Source organism: Alcaligenes sp. GW821-FHT11D07 (assembly GCF_058808495.1).
In genome coordinates, this window is the sequence record NZ_JBXART010000003.1 from 400,814 (window position 1) to 418,351 (window position 17,538).

Here is a 17,538-nt window from a genome sequence, read left to right on the forward strand (position 1 = left end):
TTGGGGGGCAGCAAGCCAAAGGCGCAGCGTGGGGGCTTCCCTTTACCGCCGGGCCGCCCCAAGGTAAAAACGCCCCCTGGGGGGGCAGCAAGCCAAAGGCGCAGCGTGGGGGCTTCGACCCATTGTATTAAAGGTCTCTTTATGCCTGTAGATGATCCACTGCTCATCAGCCTGCAAGCCCTGCTTCACAGCGAACGCACGGCATCGCTAGGTACACTCAGCAACCAGGGCTTGCCGGTGGTATCCCGCGTCCCGTTTGCGATCTGCCCCGAACAGTCCAGCATCATCATCCATATCAGCAAAATGGCAGCCCACACGCGCTATTTGCTACAGCGCCCCGATGCCAGCCTGATGATCAGCCAAAGCGAACATGGACAAGAGGCCGTCCATGATTTGCCCCGCGTGACCTTCCAAATGCTGGCCCGCCGTCTGGACCGCGATCATCCGGACTGGGAGCATGCCCAACACGCTTATACGGCCCGCTTCCCTGACATGGAGTTTCTAAGCAGCTTTACGGACTTCCATTTCTTTGCGCTGGATTTAGTGCGTGTGCGCCATATCGCGGGTTTTGCGGCCGCACGCACCCTGAAGCCTGAACTGGTACGTGCTTTGCTGGCCGAGCCAGCAGCCATCTGAAACCCGACGCCTATCAAGTAGCACGCACGCCTTGAAACTGAGGGAGCTGTAGCCCAGCTACGGCCTCTTTACGCAGCGTAATACAGCGGCAAGTCATAACTTTCCTGCCCCTTGCAGACCCCAGGAATCGCCTCTTATGTTGCAGGTCCTGCAACAAAGTCGTCACTAACTGGTTTTCTGGCAAAGAAAATCAGACCTCAATTAAACGCCCCTCTTGCTAGAGAAATCACCACGCCCCCTTTTTCTGCTCCGAAAACAGCTACGCGTTTTCGCACATCTCAAACGCCAAGCATGACAAAACGTAAATTCAGCCGCTATAAGATTCAACGGCCACGACGTTAAATACGCCGAAAGGCACTCGACAGCGAGCCCTCAAAACGAGATGCCGCCGAGTAGAAAAAACACCCAGGAGAGCAAGAGATGTCGAACAAGAAACGCAGCACCTATGTGCTGGTGCAAATGGCCTTACTGAGCCTGGTTTTACCAGGCTTGGCTCATGCCGAACCGGATAGCTCTCTGGAGCAATGGCGCACTAAGGAATACAAACGTCAGCCTGGCCTGGACATGATTAATGCCGCCAAAGCCTATTCGCTGGGCTTTACAGGCAAGGGCGTTACTGTCGGTTATCTGGACTCGGGCATTGAGGCTAAACACCCTGAGTTTGCCGGCGCAATCGCGGGCGGTTTTGACTTCACCACGAATACTCCCTATGCCAACGGCCAAGGCATAGACTCCGATCCTCCGGCAGGTCACGGCAGCCACGTTGCTGGCATTATTGGGGCCCGTCGCGACGGTGCAGGCATGCATGGTGTCGCTTTTAACAGCCAGCTTTTTGTTGCCGCCTACGAAAACAATGACGACGACGATGATGATGACGCCCTTGGCAACGATCCCTTTGAACCGGACCCGCGTGACCAAGCCGCCGAATTCGACCGTGTCGCCTCGCAGGGCTGGAATTATCTGGCACAGTTCAAGCTTCCCATCATCAACAGCAGTCTGGGGGTCAACGGCTGCAACAATGCCAGTTCCCCTCCACCGTGCAATGTCCTGGACTATGGCTCGCCTGATGGTGTCTTGGATTGGCAACCACTGATTATCGACGCCTTCAAAAATAGCGTGGAGGCGGGTTCCCTGATGGTGTTTGCCACAGGCAATGAATCTCAGGATCACCCAGATTTGCTGGCTGGCTCCCCCTATTGGTTTCCCGAGCTAAAAGACAACTGGTTGGCCGTCACGGCCTTGGGCGAGGACGGCTCTCTGGCCTCCTATGCGAATAAATGCGGTGCGGCCGCCGAGTGGTGTCTAGCCGCTCCTGGTGGAGACGACAACCCAGGGATTAATTCGGTTCAGTCATCGGGCGGCTATGTAGCCTTTAGCGGCACCTCCATGGCCTCTCCACACGTTGCCGGGGGTGCTGCTCTGGTCAAAGAAGCCTTCCCCTACTTCACGGCCTATCACCTACAGCAAACGCTGCTGACTACTGCTACCGATATGGGCGACCCGAGCATTTACGGCTGGGGCCTGATGAATGTGGGCAAGGCTGTGCAAGGTCCTGGTCAATTTACCCGTCTGTTCGATGTAGACACGCTGGGCTACCACTCCACCTTTGCCAATGACATCAGTGGTACGGGCGGGCTGCACAAGCGCGGTTCTGGCTCTCTGGAACTGAGCGGCAACAATAGCTACACCGGTGACACCACCGTCAGCGGCGGCCGTCTGGCCGTCAATGGCACCTTGGCCTCTGCCGTTACGGTCGAGCGGGAAGGCACCCTGGGTGGCGCTGGTACGGTTGCCCAAGTCGATAACTACGGCACACTGGCTCCGGGCAACTCAGTCGGCACGCTGACCGTCAGCGGCGACTACACCGCTTACGCGGGTTCGGTACATGAACTGGAGGTAGGCCCTGCAGGCGTAACAGATCGTTTGGTCGTAGGCGGTGCCGCCCATATCGACGGCACACTGAAACTGGCTGGCGGCCCCTTCCGCCAGAACGTAGCCTACTCTTTCCTGGATGCTGCCAACGGCGTAACCGGACAGTACAGCCACATCACTTACGAGATGGCCTTCCTGTCACCTACGCTGATCTATGGACCCAGCCTGTCCTTGATGATCAAGCGCAATGACACGCCATTTGCTTCCTTTGCCAACACCGGCAACCAGAAGGCCGTCGCCAGTGCCTTGGATACTGGCTCGGATCAACCGCCAGCCGCGATGGCTGAGCTGTATGACACGGTACTCAATGCTCAGTCCGGCAGCGTGGCAGGCTATATGGAACAGCTACAAGGTCAAATCCATGCAGGCACCACCTCCGCCCTGCTGAGCAATGGCGACCTGCTCCCACGTACCTTGGGCAAGCAAGCCTCCGGCGCTCGAAATACTACCGGCAAAGACACCGTGTTGTGGGCCGAAGTTATCCATCAACAACGTGATCTGGACGGGAATGGCGACAGCCAGGATGTACGCCACAAAGTAGGCGGCCTGTTCCTGGGCGGGGATACCGCCGTGGGTGAGCAAGGCTGGCGCATGGGTGCTTCTCTGGGCTATCTGGAAAACCGCATCAAGCTGGATGATCGCCGTCAAACCTCCCGCAGCAATAGCTACAGTGCAGCCTTGTATGGGACCCAGGCTTGGGAAATGGGATCGGGCAGCCTGAACTTGTTGGCCGGTGGTGCTTACACCCGCCACAGCCTGGACAGCGAGCGTTCCATCTCCGTTCATCAGAGTGAAACGCTGAAAGCGGATTACAAAGCCCACAGCATCCAGGCATTTGCTCAGTTGGGTTACCGCGTGCCGGTCAGCCCTCGTTCCAGCGTAGAGCCTTATGCAAGCGTGAATTGGCACCAGCTGCGTCAGGGTTCCTTCAGTGAATCGGGCGGTCAGGCGGCCTTGCGTGCAGACTCGCAACGCCAGAATCTGAGCACCGTGACACTGGGTTTGCGCGGCACGACGGAGCTAGACCTGTCCAAAACCACGCTGTCCTTAAGCGCCGGTTTAGGTTGGCGTCATGCCATGGGTGACACCACACCCGAGCGTCAACTGGCCTTTGCCGCCCTGCCCGGCAGCAATTTCCGGATCAGCGGTGCACCTATCGCCAAGAACGCCGCCGTTGCCGAATTGGGCGCAGAGCTGAAAGCTGGCAAGAGCACTGCATTCGGCTTGAGCTACCAAGGGCAGTTCGGCCGCAACCAGGACCATGCCGGTTCTTTGTTCATGAAAGTACGTTTCTAATAAGCAGAACGACAAAAAAACGGGGCTGGCAATACACCGGCCCCGCTCTCTAACAAACAGACAGGCATGAAAAATCCCTGCGATGCAAGCAGCATGGCAGGGACACAGGCTCAATCACTAGCCAACGTGAAGTCGGCCTGAAGCGATCAGCGCTCCGCTTCGTTAAAGCTACAGACGGTGTAAACAGACAGACCGGAATCAACAACGGCTTTAGAGCCACCCAGCTCGGGCAGATCAATAATGGCTGCAGCTTCCACCACATTGGCACCCAGACGCTGCAACAGTCGTGCAGCAGCCAACAAGGTACCGCCAGTGGCGATCAGGTCGTCAATCAACAGGACGCGCTGTCCTGGACGCACCGAGTCCGTGTGCATTTCCACGCTGGCATTCCCGTATTCCAGGGAATATTCCTCTGCGACGGTATTGAAAGGCAGCTTGCCCTTCTTGCGCACGGGTACAAATCCCAGATTCAGCTCATAAGCCAGAACCGAACCCACAATAAAACCACGGGCATCCACACCGGCCACCAGATCCAGCTTTTGTCCCATATAGCGGTAGACAAACAGGTCAATCAACACCCGAAACGAACGCGGATCTTGCAGAACCGGAGTGATATCGCGGAAGGTCACCCCCGGTTTGGGCCAATCCGGCACATTGCGAATGATTTGACGGATGTACTGGGTGGGGTCAATTTGCATGTCAAAGCTTCTACAACAAAAAATCCTGACGCGAAGGGCGCTCTTGGATACGTTGCAAGTGTACACAATTGGGCAGCAGCAACAAGGGCTCGCCCGGCTTGTGCCCGTAAGTTGTACTAATACGACGCGATTGGCTTGAAATCACCCAAAACTTGACCCAAGCCACCTTTTAGTTTGGCCCTAAAGCATTTATTCAGCTAGTCGTTTTAGCCTCTAAACGCCCCATCTCAAACTGGTAAACGCGATCCACCATGGGCAACAAGCGGGTATCGTGGGTGGCCATAATGACTGTCTTTCCGCGTGCCGCGGCCAGAATATCCTGCATCAAGGCCTGGCTGGTAGGACCATCCAAACTGGCTGTCGGTTCGTCCAGAAACCAGATCTGGGCGGGCGCCAGCAGGACACGTGCCAGACAAAGGCGGCGTTGCTGCCCTAATGACAATTGCTGTCCACCTTCACCCAGCCAAGTGTCCAGGCCTTGTGGCAAATCCCGTACCACTGTATCCAATTGAGCGTCGTGCAGCACCTGCCAGATGCGCTGCTCTGACACATCCGGATCAGCCAGCAGCAAATTGTCTCGTACCGAACCCAGAAAGAGCGGTGAATCCTGAGCCAGCAAGGCGCAATGATTAAACCAGCTGGCACGTGTCCAGCTTTGGGCTGCTTGCCCTTCTATTTGGTAATGCGGCTCTGACACCGGAAATAGCCGCATCAGAATCGCCAATAAAGTCGATTTTCCTGAACCGCTAGGGCCAAATAGGGCAATGTGCTCCCCCGGCTGTACACGCAAATCCAGATGTTCCAGCACTGCTTGCGAGCCATAAGCGAAACTCAGGTCCTTCACTTCCAGCAATGCGGGCTGGCTCAGTACCAGAGCCTGGCCTTGATCCTGTGATCTGTCTTCAGGCTCATCCAAAATCGTCAAGAGGCGATTGCTGGCCGCCTGCACTTCACCCAGCCTTGAAGCACCACGCATCATAGGGGCCATAATCTCAAACAGCCCCAGCAAGGCCAGCACCAAGCCAACCCACAAAGGGCCACTCATCGCCTGCACATTGACCTGTTGAGCACCCACCAGCAAGCAGATCATCAAGGCCAAGCCCATCAAAACCTGTTGAGCAAATTGCCCCGCTATCCCCCAGCCATTGCTGCGCAAGCGCGCCTGACCCAATTCCCGGCTAAGTTGGTCCACTTGTTTCTGTACTTCATCAGCAGCAGCGAAAACTTGAATATCGGCATAAGCGCGAACCGCTTGATGCACCAGCACACGCTGACGGTTCTCCAACAGATGGACTTGTTGGGCCGCACTGCTGGCACCCCGGGCGCATAGATAGGGAATTAGACACGCCGCCATTAACAGGCAGGCCAGAATCAACCAGGCCCACCAGGACAACCAAGTTTGCAGCACCAGGCTAAAGACCACGCCTGCCACCACCGCTGTGCTCAAAGGCACCAGTATCAGTAGCAGCACCAGATCCAGTATCGCCACATCGGAAGTCAAACTGGAAGCCAACTCCCCATCACGAAACTGCGCCAGCCGGGACTGGCTGAATCGGCTCAAGCGGCCAAACACCAGACTGCGAATGCGGACCTGCAAATCCAGCGTCAACGCATGGCCAACGACGCGCTCCAGATAACGGGAGGTGATGCGCCAGAAGGACAGCCCCCGAATCATGGCCGAAGGACCAAACAGATTGAAGACAATGCCCAGAGTCGCCAAAAAGGCGCTGGTCAAAAACCAGCCGGCCACACCTAGCAAGCCAACGCCTGCCGCAACCGTACTCATGGCCAGCAATAAGGTAAACAGAAGCGCTGCACGTCGTGCACGCAAGCTTTCACCCAAGAGGCGAAACCACGCTTTCATGCCGTCAGCACTCCCTGCTCTATACGTAGCTGGTTGGAACACATCGCCGCCAACTGCTCGTCGTGAGTGACCAAGATCAAACAGCGGCCCTGACAGAAACGCAAAATATTGTGCATGACACGATCCCGAGTGGCCGCATCCAGGCGGGAGCTGGGCTCATCCAAAAGCACCACATGGGGATCTGTCAGAAATAGGCGAGCCAAGGCCAAGCGTTGAATTTGTCCGCCAGACAAACCGAATCCGCCCTCTCCCAAGGACGTTTGCAGACCATTGGGCAAGGACCGAACGAACTCGGCCGCACAGGCTTGCTCCAGAGCCTGCCACAGTTGTTCATCACTGGCTTGGGGAGCAGCAAGACGCAAACCATCGGCAATTGTGCCCATCGCTAAAAATGCCTGCTGCGAAATCAGTACCACTCCGTCGTGACGGGTCAACAAACGTCCGGCGGTATCGCTATTGCGCAGCAGAATTTCACCTTGAGCCAAGGGACGCAAGCCAATCAAACTTTCTAAAAGGCTGGTTTTTCCAGAGCCACTGGCCCCCAGAACAGCATAGGACTGGTCAATGTAGAGCTGTAAACCAGGCACCTCCAGCAAAGTCCCCTGTCCACTCAGTTGCGGCAAACGCAGTTGACGCAGCACCAGAACGGGCAAGTTGGGGAAAACGGCTTCAGCATCGCCACTGGGGGCAGCCGGAATCAAATCCTGTCCCAGGCCGGACCACAATCTATCCACCTCCAGCGCTGCCGCACGGGCGGCCGCCCGATCGTGATAATTGGCCGCCAGCTGACGCAGCGGTTGATAGGCCTCGGGAGCCAGAAGCAAGCAAAACAAGCCCTGCTGCAAACTGATGCCCGAAAAGGACTCCCCCAGATAGCCCAGGTAACCCAAGCCTATATAGACAGCGATACCGGCCACACCCAAAGCGGCGAAAAACTCCAGCACGGCAGAGGACAAAAAGGCGATACGCAGCACTTTCATCGTGCGTGTGCGCAGTTCCTGGCTGGCCAGTTCCACCCTCTTTAACTCATCCTGGCCTCGGCCCATCAAGCTCAAGGTAAAAATGCCGCGTAACCGGTCCGCAAAAAAACCGGACAAGCGCAAGGTAGTCTGTTGCTGTTCACGACTGGCCGCTTCCGCCCCCCAACCCACCAAGGCCATGAACAGCGGAATCAAAGGTGTGCTGAGCAGCAAAATCAAGGAAACAATGCCGTCTACCGGCAAGACAGCCAACACCAATGCCAAAGGCACCAACGCGGCAGCCGCCATACAGGGGATGTAGCGCGTAACGAACCCATCCAGGGCTTCGATCTGCGTAATCAGGCTGGAGGATAGCTCGCCACTATTGCTGGCCCGCAAACGGGGCACAGTGCTGCGAAACAGCCGGGAGAATAAATCGGAACGCAGCCCTTGCTTCAGTTGTTCTGAAACTTTCTGGGCACGGCGCTCGCCAAATGCGGAAACGGCGGCCCGCAACAACAAGAGCGCCGCCACCATGAAAATAGGGAAAAGCTGCCCCGTCCAAGGCAAGCCGTCCACCACAATCGCCTGCACTATCTGCGCCAGCAGCCAGGCTTGCGGAATCAATAATGCGCCAGCCAGCACCGGAGCGAGCATCGAAGCCCGCAAAGCCGTGCGGGCGCGGCTGGAAAATTGCTCCAGCCACTGTTGCGCCGACGAACTTTGCGGGGTCAATCAGGCCTCGATATCGGAATTGGCCTGAGAAGAAGCGGTGTTTTGCAACGCACTGGTCTCACGCAACTCGAACCACATCGCATTCAAGATAGAAAACGCGCAGGCCAGACCCAAACCTAAAGCCCAAGAAAAGTACCACATATGCTTTGGCCTCCTTAGTAAGAGTGAGAGGAATCGTTTACGCTGGCCACCGACACCTTGCCACGCATCACGCTATACACCCACGAGGTATACAGCACGATGATGGGCAGGAAAAACAGAGTAATCAGCAGCATCAACCACAAGGTCAGATGGCTGGCCGAGGCATCAAACAAAGTCAGGCTGGAACCCGGTGTCAAAGAGGACGGCAGCAGGAAGGGGAACACGGCAAAACCAAAGGTCAGGATGATCCCGGTCACTGCGACAGAAGACAGGATGACGGCCAGCAAACCACGGCCACGTCCTGCCAGCAAGGCACCCAGCAACAAACCCACAAAACCCAGCACAGGAGCCAGCCACAAAGCAGGCCACTGACGATAGTTGGCCAACCAGCCACCCTCCACCAACTCCACCGTTTTGCCGATCGGGTTGGACATGGCGTGAGAGACTTCCGGCCAGCTCATGCTGTAGCCATTCATGGCAGTGATCCACCAACCACCGGCGGCAAACGCCACGATGGACAGCAAACCAAAGGGCACCGCCCAGGCACGCGCCCGTCGGGCCACGTTATCACTGGCTTTCCAGGCCAAGACCACCGAACCCTGAAAGGCCAACATCAAGATACTGAGCAGTCCGCACAAGATGGCAAAGGGCTGGAACAAGCCGAAGAAATTACCTTCGTACATGGGGCGCAGCGTGGTTTCGTCAAAGCCAAAGGGCACGCCCAACATGACATTGCCGATAGCCACCCCAAACACCAAGGCACACACAATGCCGGACGCCGTCCAGATGTGGTCCCAGGTACGACGCCAGCGCTCAGACACCAGCTTGCTGCGGTATTTGATTGCCACGGGACGCACAATCAAGGCCACCAGCACCAACATCATGGCCAGGTAAAAGCCAGAAAACGCCATGGCGTACAACAAAGGCCAAGCCGCAAAGGCAACACCCCCGGCAACAATCAACCACACCTGGTTTCCTTCCCAGACAGGGCCGATGACGTTATAGAGCACTCGGCGTTCATTATCATTGCGAGCCACCAAAGGCAGAACCATGGCCACGCCCAGATCAGCGCCGTCCATGACCGCAAAGGCGGCAAGCAAGACACCCAACAGCAGCCACCAGATGACCCGTAGAGTGTCGTAATCGAGAAGAATCAAGCTATCCATGATGGTTCCCTCTCCTTAACCACGCAGCAACGGGGCGTTGCGCGAACCATAAGACAAAGCGGAAGGCGCAGGCGGCTCACCGGGCTCGTCAGGACCTTTACGTATCGAGTGCAGCATGACCTTGATACCCACCACGGCCAAAGACGCATAAAGCAACAGGAAAATAGTCATGCTGATCATCAGGTCTGTAAAGGACAGACCCGAGGCTGCATAGTAGGTGGGCAAGACCCCTTCAATCGCCCAAGGCTGACGCCCGAACTCGGCCACAAACCAGCCACATTCAATAGCGATCCAAGGCAGGGGAATACTCCAGACCGCCATTTTGAGCAAGCGTGGGTGACGCTGCAAACGATCCCGCGAGGCCAGGAAAAAGGCAACGGCAAAGAACAGGATGAAATACACACCCAAGCCCACCATGATCCGGAAACTCCAGAACAGTGGCGCAACCTGAGGCACGGTGTCCCAAGCGGCTTGCGCAATGGTGTCCGTATCAGCGCTGCTGATGTCGTTGGTGTAACGCTTGAGCAGCAAGGCATAACCCAGATCCTGCCAGTTCGCATCAAACACGCGACGTGCTTCCACATTGCCGGCATCGGCACGCACTAGCTGCAAAGCCTCATAGGCTCGCAAACCGTTGGCAATACGGATCTTGGCGTGTTCGACCAGCTCATTGATGCCCAGCATGGGAGTGGTCAACGATCGGGTGCCGATCAGACCCATCACCCAGGGAATTTCAATGGCGAAGCGGTTTTCACGAGCCTCTTGATCTGGCCAGGCCAGCAGATTGAAGTTGGCGGGGGCCTCTTCGGTCTCCCACATCGCTTCCATGGCGGCAATCTTCATTTGCTGGTGTTCAGTTGTCAGGTAACCGCTTTCGTCGCCCAGCACCACCACTGACAAGGCGGCAGCCAAGCCAAAGCTGGCGGCTACCGTCATGGAGCGTTTGGCCAAGTCGATATGTCGACCACGCAGCAAATACCAGGCGCTGATCCCCATGACGAACATGGCGCCCAGCACATAACCGGCACTGACGGTATGAACGACTTTGGCTTGGGCAACAGGGTTCAGAATGACCGCAGCAAAGTCGGTCATTTCCATACGCATGGTGTGGGGGTTAAAGATGGCGCCGACCGGGTTTTGCATCCAGCCATTGGCAACCAGAATCCACAGGGCCGACAAGTTGGTGCCGATGGCAACCAGCCAGGTCACGATCAGGTGACCAATCTTGGAGAGCCGATCCCAGCCGAAAAAGAACAGGCCGACAAACGTGGCTTCCAAGAAAAAAGCCATCAAACCTTCAATGGCCAAGGGTGCACCAAAAATATCGCCCACGTAATGACTGTAATAGGCCCAGTTCATGCCGAACTGAAATTCCATCACAATCCCGGTGGCTACACCCAAGGCAAAGTTAACGCCAAACAGCACGCCCCAGAACTTGGTCATGCGGCGCCAGATGGGTTTGCCCGTCATGACATAGACGCTTTCCATAATGGCCAGCAAAAACGACAGGCCCAGCGTCAAAGGGACAAACAAAAAGTGAAACATCGCGGTGGATGCAAATTGCAGCCGCGACAGCGTAACAACATCCAGATCAATCATGACGACCCCCAGTTTGATCAGCTTTGCGAATCTTCCCGGCGAACCCCAACACCTTCTGAACTTTGCTGCCTAAACGCATCAGATTTTGCAGGGTTTCGGGCGGTAAATGATGTACCTCGTCAAACCAAGCACAAGCTAACTCGATCAATTCCAGCATCTCGTTTATGCGCTGCTGCCCATATGCCTCTTCGTCATTGACGGGCGCTTCCATTAGGATACTTCGCAATAAAGTCAGTGTGGGATCTATCTCGCGCTTGCGCTTTTCCTCGACCAAAGTACGAAAAATCTCCCAAACATCCTTGGGGGATTCGAAATACTCACGACGCTCGCCGATCTTGTGCGTCATGCTGACCAGTCGCCAGGACTGCAGCTCGCGCAAGCTCATGCTGACGTTGGAACGGGAGATGCCTAGCGTTTCAGCGATCTCGTCGGCGTGGAGGGCTTCGGGGGCAATAAATAGGAGCGCATAGATCTGGCCCACCGTACGGTTGACCCCCCAGCGCCCGCCCATTTCCCCGAAGTGCAGAATAAAACGCTCTGCCTGTGGTCCTAGGTTCATGACTTCCTGAGCTTTCAGTAATTACTGAAATTACAAAACAGGCTGTATCTTAACCTTAAACTATTCAGGCCGCTACTGGTCCAAGCTCATCACACCTTACAATTTGCCTGCTGCAAATCTGCATGCCAAGCGCACACTTCACGTTTACAATTTCGCCATGAATACACCGGCACTTTTCGATCCCGAACACATCCTGCCCTCGGCACGTCGCACCTTCGCTATTGAAATTCAGGCACTGCAAGCGCTTGGCGAACGTCTGGACCACAGTTTTGTAGAAGCCGCCCAGTTGCTGGTGAACTGCCAGGGCCGCGTCGTGGTCACTGGTATCGGCAAGTCCGGGCATGTAGCCCGCAAAATCGCGGCCACCCTGGCCTCTACCGGTACACCGGCTTTTTTCATGCATGCCGCCGAAGCCCTGCACGGCGATCTGGGCATGATTACCAAACAAGACGTGGTCATTGCCATTTCTTATTCAGGACAGGCTCAAGAGCTGGTGACCATTTTGACGGTGCTGCGCCGCATGGGTGCCAAGCTGATAGCCATCACCGGCAATGCCCAGTCAGAACTAGCTCAAAGCGCCGACCTGCATCTGGACGCCCATGTCGAGCACGAGGCATGCCCATTGAATCTGGCTCCCACCGCCAGCACCACAGCAGCGCTGGTATTAGGGGATGCACTGGCCGTGGCCTGCCTGGAAGCACGCGGATTTAGCCGTGAAGATTTCGCCCGCTCGCATCCTGGCGGTGCCTTGGGTCGTCAATTGCTGACATTTGTGCGCGACATCATGCGCCGTGGCGAACAGTTGCCGGTCGTAGCCGCTGACACCCTGGTTCCCGATGCGCTGGTCGAAATGTCCAGCAAAGGGATGGGCATGACCATCGTGACGGACTCGCAAGGCCGCCCGATCGGCATGTTCACGGATGGTGACCTGCGCCGCCTGATTGCACGCGACGGGGACATCCGTAATCTGCCAGTATCTGCTGGCATGTCGCGTGAGCCTCGCAGCATTGCTGCCGAGGCGCTGGCCATAGAAGCCGCCGAGCAAATGGATGCCCTGCGTATCAGTCAAATGCTGGTACTGGACGCAAACGGGCTACTATTGGGAGCTCTGCACATGCATGACCTGTTGGCTGCAAAGGTAATCTGACCATGATGAATACGCCCACTATTCCACTCCACCCCGCTGAGGCCCAGATTCTGGCCAAGCTGCCCGAGAACGTACGCAATCAATTACGTCAGTTGCGCATGATGGTGTTTGACGTGGACGGAATTCTTACCGATGGACGCCTGTGGTACAGCGAGCATGGCGAAGAATTTAAAAGCTTTCACGCTCTGGATGGTCATGGCCTGCGCATGCTGGGTGAAAGCGGCATTGGTGTTGCGCTGATTACCGGCCGGGAAAGCGGCATTGTGTCGCGCCGCGCTGCCGAGCTGGGCATTCCCTTCGTCCACCAAGGTGTACGCGACAAGGTTGCCGTGCTGACGCAAATTGCTCAGGAAAACGGCCTGTCTTTAAGTGAGATGGGCTATATGGGTGATGACCTGATCGACCTGCCTGCCATGCAGCGTGTCGGTTTTTCGGCCAGTGTGCCCGACGCCCCCTTCTATATCAGTCAGATCGCCAGCTGGGTGTCCAGTCTGCCGGCTGGTCAAGGTGCCGTGCGCGAATGCTGTGACGCCATTTTGGCCGCACAAGGTCGGCTGGCTCCCTTCATTACAGGCGGACCGCTGAAAACCACGGGAGTCATTCAGTAATCATGCGCGACCGTTTACCCACCGCCATTTCTTTGTTGCTCTTGGCCCTGCTAGTGGTAGCAACACTGTGGGCGGTCGATTACACCCAAAGTTCGGTTGCCATTGATCCGCCGCGCCGCATGACCCATGAACCGGACTCCTGGGCGCGAGACTTCACCATGATCAGCACCGATCAGACCGGCGTGGCGATCAGCCGCCTGGATGGGGTGATTGCTTACCATTTCCCCGATGACGACTCCCACGACATCACGTCCCCACGCGCAGTCAGCAACCGTGCCGACTCGCCCTTGACGATAGCCACGGCCGACACCGCTCATATGAATGCGGGCGGCGACACCATCACCATGAAGGGCAATGCCCATATCCACCGTCAGGCGACTGAAGAAGATGCCGCGCTGGACGTGCGCAGCGAAGTGCTGATTATCTTGCCTGAAGAAGACGTGGTGTACACCAATGAACCAGCACTGGTCGTGAACGGCCAGTCCACCATGCGCGGTACCGGGATGCGTTACGATAATCGCGTTCGCCAATTGAACGTCATGTCGGAATCCGACGTTAAAATCTCGGGCCAACAAACACAAAAAGCGCGTTCTTCCAATAGTTCTAAGGATTCCCCTCCATGACCACGCCTGACAGCGCCCGCCTGGGCCACAAGCCCAAGCTCTCTTTTAGCCTCTTGCGTGGTGCTCTGGCCCTGTGCCTGAGTACTGCCGCCCTGGCTTTGCTGCCAACGGCCCCTGCCATGGCTCAGGCAAGCACCGAAGCTGCTGCAGAACCGGACACCTCCGTGCTGTCCGACACCCTGACCTACGACGATATTGCCAAGCAAACTATCTATAAAGGCAACATCATCCTGACGCGTGGTGCCATGACTTTGATGGCAGACCAATTGGCTATCGAACAAGACGCTGAAGGCTTCCAGCATGGCACGGCTACCGTCAGCGAACGCGCCCGTGTGACCATCCGCCAGGAAGATCCGGCCCGTTTTGAACTGATGGTCGCTGAAGGGGTCAAAGCCGTCTACAACGGCAAGACCGAAGAGGTCGAGCTACTGGGCAAGGCTGTCGTCAATCGCTACGTCTGTGGCAAATTGCAGGACACCGTCCAAGGGCAGCGTATTATTTACCGTCAAAAAGACGGTACCTATCAGGCCTTTGGTGGCTCGGACTCCGCTACCCGCGATGGCCGAGTACGCTCCGTGGCTCGTCCACGCTCCAATGCCGATGCTGCCATGGCCGAATGCCAACGCAAGTCCTCTCCTCGAAAATAGCCAGGACACCACCGAATCATGGTTGCTCCTCACAACCCGTCTACCCCTACCCGTGCCAGTCACTCGACCAAAGGCAGTCTGATTGCCGAGGGATTACGTAAGACCTACGGCAAACGCACCGTCGTTCAGGATGTCTCTCTGAATGTGGAAAGCGGTGAAGTCGTCGGTTTGCTGGGCCCTAACGGCGCCGGTAAAACCACCAGCTTTTACATGATCGTGGGCATTGTGCCCGCCGATGCAGGCCGCATTGAAATTGATGGCACGCCCATCACCGCCATGCCCATGCACAAGCGGGCGCGCCTGGGGCTGTCCTATCTGCCCCAGGATGCCTCCGTCTTTCGTCGCCTGACCGTAGAAGAAAATATCCGCGCCGTTCTGGAGCTGCAACTGGACGAGAACGCTCGTCGTATCAGCAAGCAAGACATCAACGAACGCCTGGAAACCTTGATCAGCGAGCTGCAAATTGATCACATTCGTCAAAATACCGCCCTATCCCTGTCTGGTGGCGAGCGCCGCCGCGTAGAAATTGCCCGTGCGCTTGCCAGCAACCCGCGTTTCATCCTGCTAGATGAGCCGTTTGCCGGGGTGGACCCGATTGCCGTGATCGAAATCCAGCGCATTGTGCAGTTTCTGAAAGGCCGCAATATTGGCGTGCTGATTACCGACCACAACGTGCGTGAAACCCTGGGTATTTGTGACCGTGCCTACATCATCAGCGAAGGTACGGTGCTGACCAGCGGGCACCCGTCCGAGATCATCGATAACGAAGCGGTTCGTAAGGTTTACTTAGGTTCCAACTTCCGAATGTAAGCAGGTTTTTGGCCCCGTTACGGGGCCTGCCAGGCCAAGGGTTTTCCTGCACAGGGCAGATTGATCCAAGTCATGTTATCTGGCCAACATATAGGTATACTGGACTATCCAGCATCATTAATAAGGAGCCTACAGACACCAGATTTTGCCCTTCTTGAACAAGTTGTTTGACTACTACGGAGAGCCTATATGAGCCTTAATATCACTGGCCGTAATCTTGACATAACTCCTGCTATTCGCGACTACGTCAAAAGTAAAATTGGTCGAATTGAAAAGCACTTCGACAACGTGGTTGACACCCAGGTTATGCTTTCCATCGAACGTCTGAAGCACACTGCCGAAGTGACCGTCCGAGTCCCAGGCAAAGATATACATTGCGCCTCTTCAGATGAAAACTTGTATGCCGCTATTGATCTGCTGGCCGATAAAATCGACCGCCAGGTGCTGAAATACAAGGAAAAGGCAAACAGCCATGCGCATGAGCCCGCCAAGCGGCTCGAAGTTCCGGCAGTCTAATCGTGCCGAACTAGTACAGTGGGCATAAGCCTACCAACAAACCCCGTACTTTTATGAAGTTCGGGGTTTTGTGTTTCATGGCACACTGCCCATGTGTTGTTCGCTATCCAAAAAAAGTTTAGCTAAAAAACATTCCCCCCTATAATGGCCGTCATGAATCTCTTGTCGCGTATTTTGCCTTTGTCCAACGTGGTTCTGGATCTTGCTGTTACCAGCAAGAAGCGCGCTTTTGAACAAGCCGGACTGATTTTCGAGAACCATCACGGCATTGCCCGGACAGCCGTTTTCCACAGCCTGATTGCTCGCGAGCGTCTGGGCTCTACAGCCCTTGGTCACGATGTTGCCGTCCCGCATGGCCGCATCAAGGACTTAAAGGAGCCTTGCGCTGTCTTCATGCGTCTGGCCGAGCCTGTGCGCTTTGATGCCAGCGACGGCCGGACTGCAAGCTTGCTGTTCTTTTTACTGGTTCCCGAAACGGCTACTCAAATCCACTTAGACCTGCTTGCCGAGATCGCCCGTTTGATGGCTGATCAAGACATCCGCCAGGCTTTGGCCCACGAAACGGACCCCGTTCACATTCACCAGATCTTGACCCAGACCCCTGATCTCAACGCGGAAAACTCCGATGCTGACAGTTCAAGAACTGGTCAATGACAATAATGACAAGCTCGAGGTGAGCTGGGCGGCCGGAAAACACGCCGCTCAGCGTCCTATACCCGATCTTGGCGCCTCTGCCGCCGATCTGGTTGGTCACTTAAACCTGATCCATCCAGGCCGTATTCAGGTCTTTGGTCCTGAAGAACTCTCTTTCTACAACCGCTTTGACGTCAAACGTCGCCTGCATCATCTGGACGATCTCAGGCAAGGCGGTGTCCCCGCGCTCTTCATCGCTAACGATGCGGTAGCGCCCGATGACCTGATCCAATTTTGCGAAGCCAACGGGGTTCCGTTGCTCTACACCCCGATCGATGCGGCTCAACTGATAGACCTGTTGCGCATTTATCTGGGCAAGCGCCTGGCCCCCAAAACCACCATGCACGGCGTTTTTATGGACGTACTGGGCTTGGGTGTGCTGATTACCGGCGAATCCGGCCTGGGAAAAAGCGAATTGGCGCTGGAGCTGATCTCTCGTGGCCACGGTTTGGTCGCTGACGATGCGGTCGAGCTGTCACGCACGGCTCCGAATATGATCGATGGCCAGTGCCCGCCCTTACTGCAGAACCTACTGGAAGTGCGTGGACTGGGACTGCTGGACATACGCACCATTTTTGGCGAAACCTCCGTTCGTCGTAGAATGAAGCTTAAACTAATTGTGCACTTGGTCCGCTCCAACCCGGATAGTTTCGAGCGTTTGCCAACGCAGGACCAGACCCAGGAAGTGCTGGGTGTCGACATCAAACGCGTCATGCTGCAAGTGGCGGCTGGCCGAAATCTGGCTGTGTTGGTAGAGGCGGCCGTGCGCAATACCATTCTCGCTTTCCGCGGCATTGATACGATGGGTGACTTCATCGAACGCCAGGCACTGGCTATCATGAACAGCCGCGAAGACTAGGTACCCTGACGGCTTGCCTTGTTTCTTATAAACCGCTGCCCGACGTTTGG

General features: G+C 56.2%; 17 protein-coding genes. 10 read left to right on the plus strand and 7 right to left on the minus strand.

All coding sequences use genetic code 11. The features are described from left to right. Nucleotides 1-141 precede the first annotated feature (141 nt). Entirely contained in the window at nt 142-636 is a 495-nt protein-coding gene (locus tag AC1RSM_RS14840) for a HugZ family pyridoxamine 5'-phosphate oxidase (protein WP_492933315.1), read from the plus strand. 420 nt (nt 637-1,056) lie between these two features. Beyond that, nucleotides 1,057-3,864: an autotransporter domain-containing protein gene (locus AC1RSM_RS14845; protein ID WP_492933316.1), complete on the plus strand. Its 2,808-nt coding sequence runs from the start codon at nt 1,057-1,059 to the stop codon at nt 3,862-3,864. Between the two features lie 146 nt (nt 3,865-4,010). Here the strand turns inward: AC1RSM_RS14845 and AC1RSM_RS14850 are convergent, their stop codons facing one another. The 7 genes from AC1RSM_RS14850 to AC1RSM_RS14880 all read right to left on the minus strand — a co-directional run bounded on the left by AC1RSM_RS14850 (nt 4,011) and on the right by AC1RSM_RS14880 (nt 11,585). Then, entirely contained in the window at nt 4,011-4,562 is a 552-nt protein-coding gene (locus tag AC1RSM_RS14850) for an adenine phosphoribosyltransferase (protein WP_492933317.1), read from the minus strand. A gap of 193 nt (nt 4,563-4,755) precedes the next feature. Next, complete coding sequence (gene cydC / locus AC1RSM_RS14855; protein WP_492933318.1) at nt 4,756-6,426, minus strand: thiol reductant ABC exporter subunit CydC; 1,671 nt, start codon at nt 6,424-6,426, stop codon at nt 4,756-4,758. Further along, nucleotides 6,423-8,120, minus strand: a complete 1,698-nt coding sequence (cydD, locus tag AC1RSM_RS14860; protein ID WP_492933319.1) for a thiol reductant ABC exporter subunit CydD — start codon at nt 8,118-8,120, stop codon at nt 6,423-6,425. The genes cydC and cydD overlap by 4 nt, the downstream gene beginning before the upstream one ends. Beyond that, the gene (gene cydX, locus AC1RSM_RS14865; RefSeq protein ID WP_492933320.1) at nt 8,121-8,261 is read right to left on the minus strand and encodes a cytochrome bd-I oxidase subunit CydX; all 141 of its coding nucleotides are present in this window, start codon (nt 8,259-8,261) and stop codon (nt 8,121-8,123) included. 14 nt (nt 8,262-8,275) lie between these two features. Next, a complete protein-coding gene (gene cydB, locus AC1RSM_RS14870; RefSeq protein WP_492933321.1) occupies nt 8,276-9,427 on the minus strand; it encodes a cytochrome d ubiquinol oxidase subunit II in 1,152 nt (383 codons plus the stop codon). A 15-nt stretch (nt 9,428-9,442) separates the two neighbouring features. Next, nucleotides 9,443-11,026, minus strand: a complete 1,584-nt coding sequence (locus tag AC1RSM_RS14875; RefSeq protein ID WP_492933322.1) for a cytochrome ubiquinol oxidase subunit I — start codon at nt 11,024-11,026, stop codon at nt 9,443-9,445. Continuing rightward, entirely contained in the window at nt 11,019-11,585 is a 567-nt protein-coding gene (locus AC1RSM_RS14880; RefSeq protein WP_492933323.1) for a GbsR/MarR family transcriptional regulator, read from the minus strand. The genes AC1RSM_RS14875 and AC1RSM_RS14880 overlap by 8 nt, the downstream gene beginning before the upstream one ends. A 157-nt stretch (nt 11,586-11,742) precedes the next feature. Here AC1RSM_RS14880 and AC1RSM_RS14885 point away from each other — a divergent pair, with 157 nt between their 5' ends. The 8 genes from AC1RSM_RS14885 (at nt 11,743) to hprK (ending at nt 17,488) form a co-directional block, all read left to right on the plus strand. Further along, nucleotides 11,743-12,732: a KpsF/GutQ family sugar-phosphate isomerase gene (locus AC1RSM_RS14885; protein ID WP_492933324.1), complete on the plus strand. Its 990-nt coding sequence runs from the start codon at nt 11,743-11,745 to the stop codon at nt 12,730-12,732. Nucleotides 12,733-12,734: 2 nt separating this feature from the next. Next, nucleotides 12,735-13,340, plus strand: coding sequence for a KdsC family phosphatase (locus AC1RSM_RS14890; protein WP_492933325.1), 606 nt, complete (start codon nt 12,735-12,737; stop codon nt 13,338-13,340). A gap of 2 nt (nt 13,341-13,342) precedes the next feature. After that, nucleotides 13,343-13,963 (plus strand): LPS export ABC transporter periplasmic protein LptC, encoded by a 621-nt coding sequence (gene lptC, locus AC1RSM_RS14895; protein ID WP_492933326.1) that lies wholly within the window; start codon nt 13,343-13,345, stop codon nt 13,961-13,963. Further along, the gene (gene lptA, locus AC1RSM_RS14900) at nt 13,960-14,610 is read left to right on the plus strand and encodes a lipopolysaccharide transport periplasmic protein LptA (RefSeq protein ID WP_492933327.1); all 651 of its coding nucleotides are present in this window, start codon (nt 13,960-13,962) and stop codon (nt 14,608-14,610) included. Before lptC ends, lptA begins: the two co-directional genes overlap by 4 nt. 18 nt (nt 14,611-14,628) lie before the next feature. Further along, nucleotides 14,629-15,420, plus strand: a complete 792-nt coding sequence (gene lptB, locus AC1RSM_RS14905) for an LPS export ABC transporter ATP-binding protein (RefSeq protein ID WP_492933328.1) — start codon at nt 14,629-14,631, stop codon at nt 15,418-15,420. Nucleotides 15,421-15,609: 189 nt separating this feature from the next. Then, on the plus strand, nt 15,610-15,936 hold the full coding sequence (gene hpf / locus AC1RSM_RS14910; RefSeq protein ID WP_492933329.1) for a ribosome hibernation-promoting factor, HPF/YfiA family: 327 nt from the start codon (nt 15,610-15,612) through the stop codon (nt 15,934-15,936). A gap of 153 nt (nt 15,937-16,089) precedes the next feature. Then, nucleotides 16,090-16,590: a PTS sugar transporter subunit IIA gene (locus AC1RSM_RS14915; protein ID WP_492933330.1), complete on the plus strand. Its 501-nt coding sequence runs from the start codon at nt 16,090-16,092 to the stop codon at nt 16,588-16,590. After that, nucleotides 16,562-17,488, plus strand: a complete 927-nt coding sequence (hprK, locus tag AC1RSM_RS14920) for an HPr(Ser) kinase/phosphatase (protein ID WP_492933331.1) — start codon at nt 16,562-16,564, stop codon at nt 17,486-17,488. Before AC1RSM_RS14915 ends, hprK begins: the two co-directional genes overlap by 29 nt. Nucleotides 17,489-17,538: the final 50 nt, after the last annotated feature.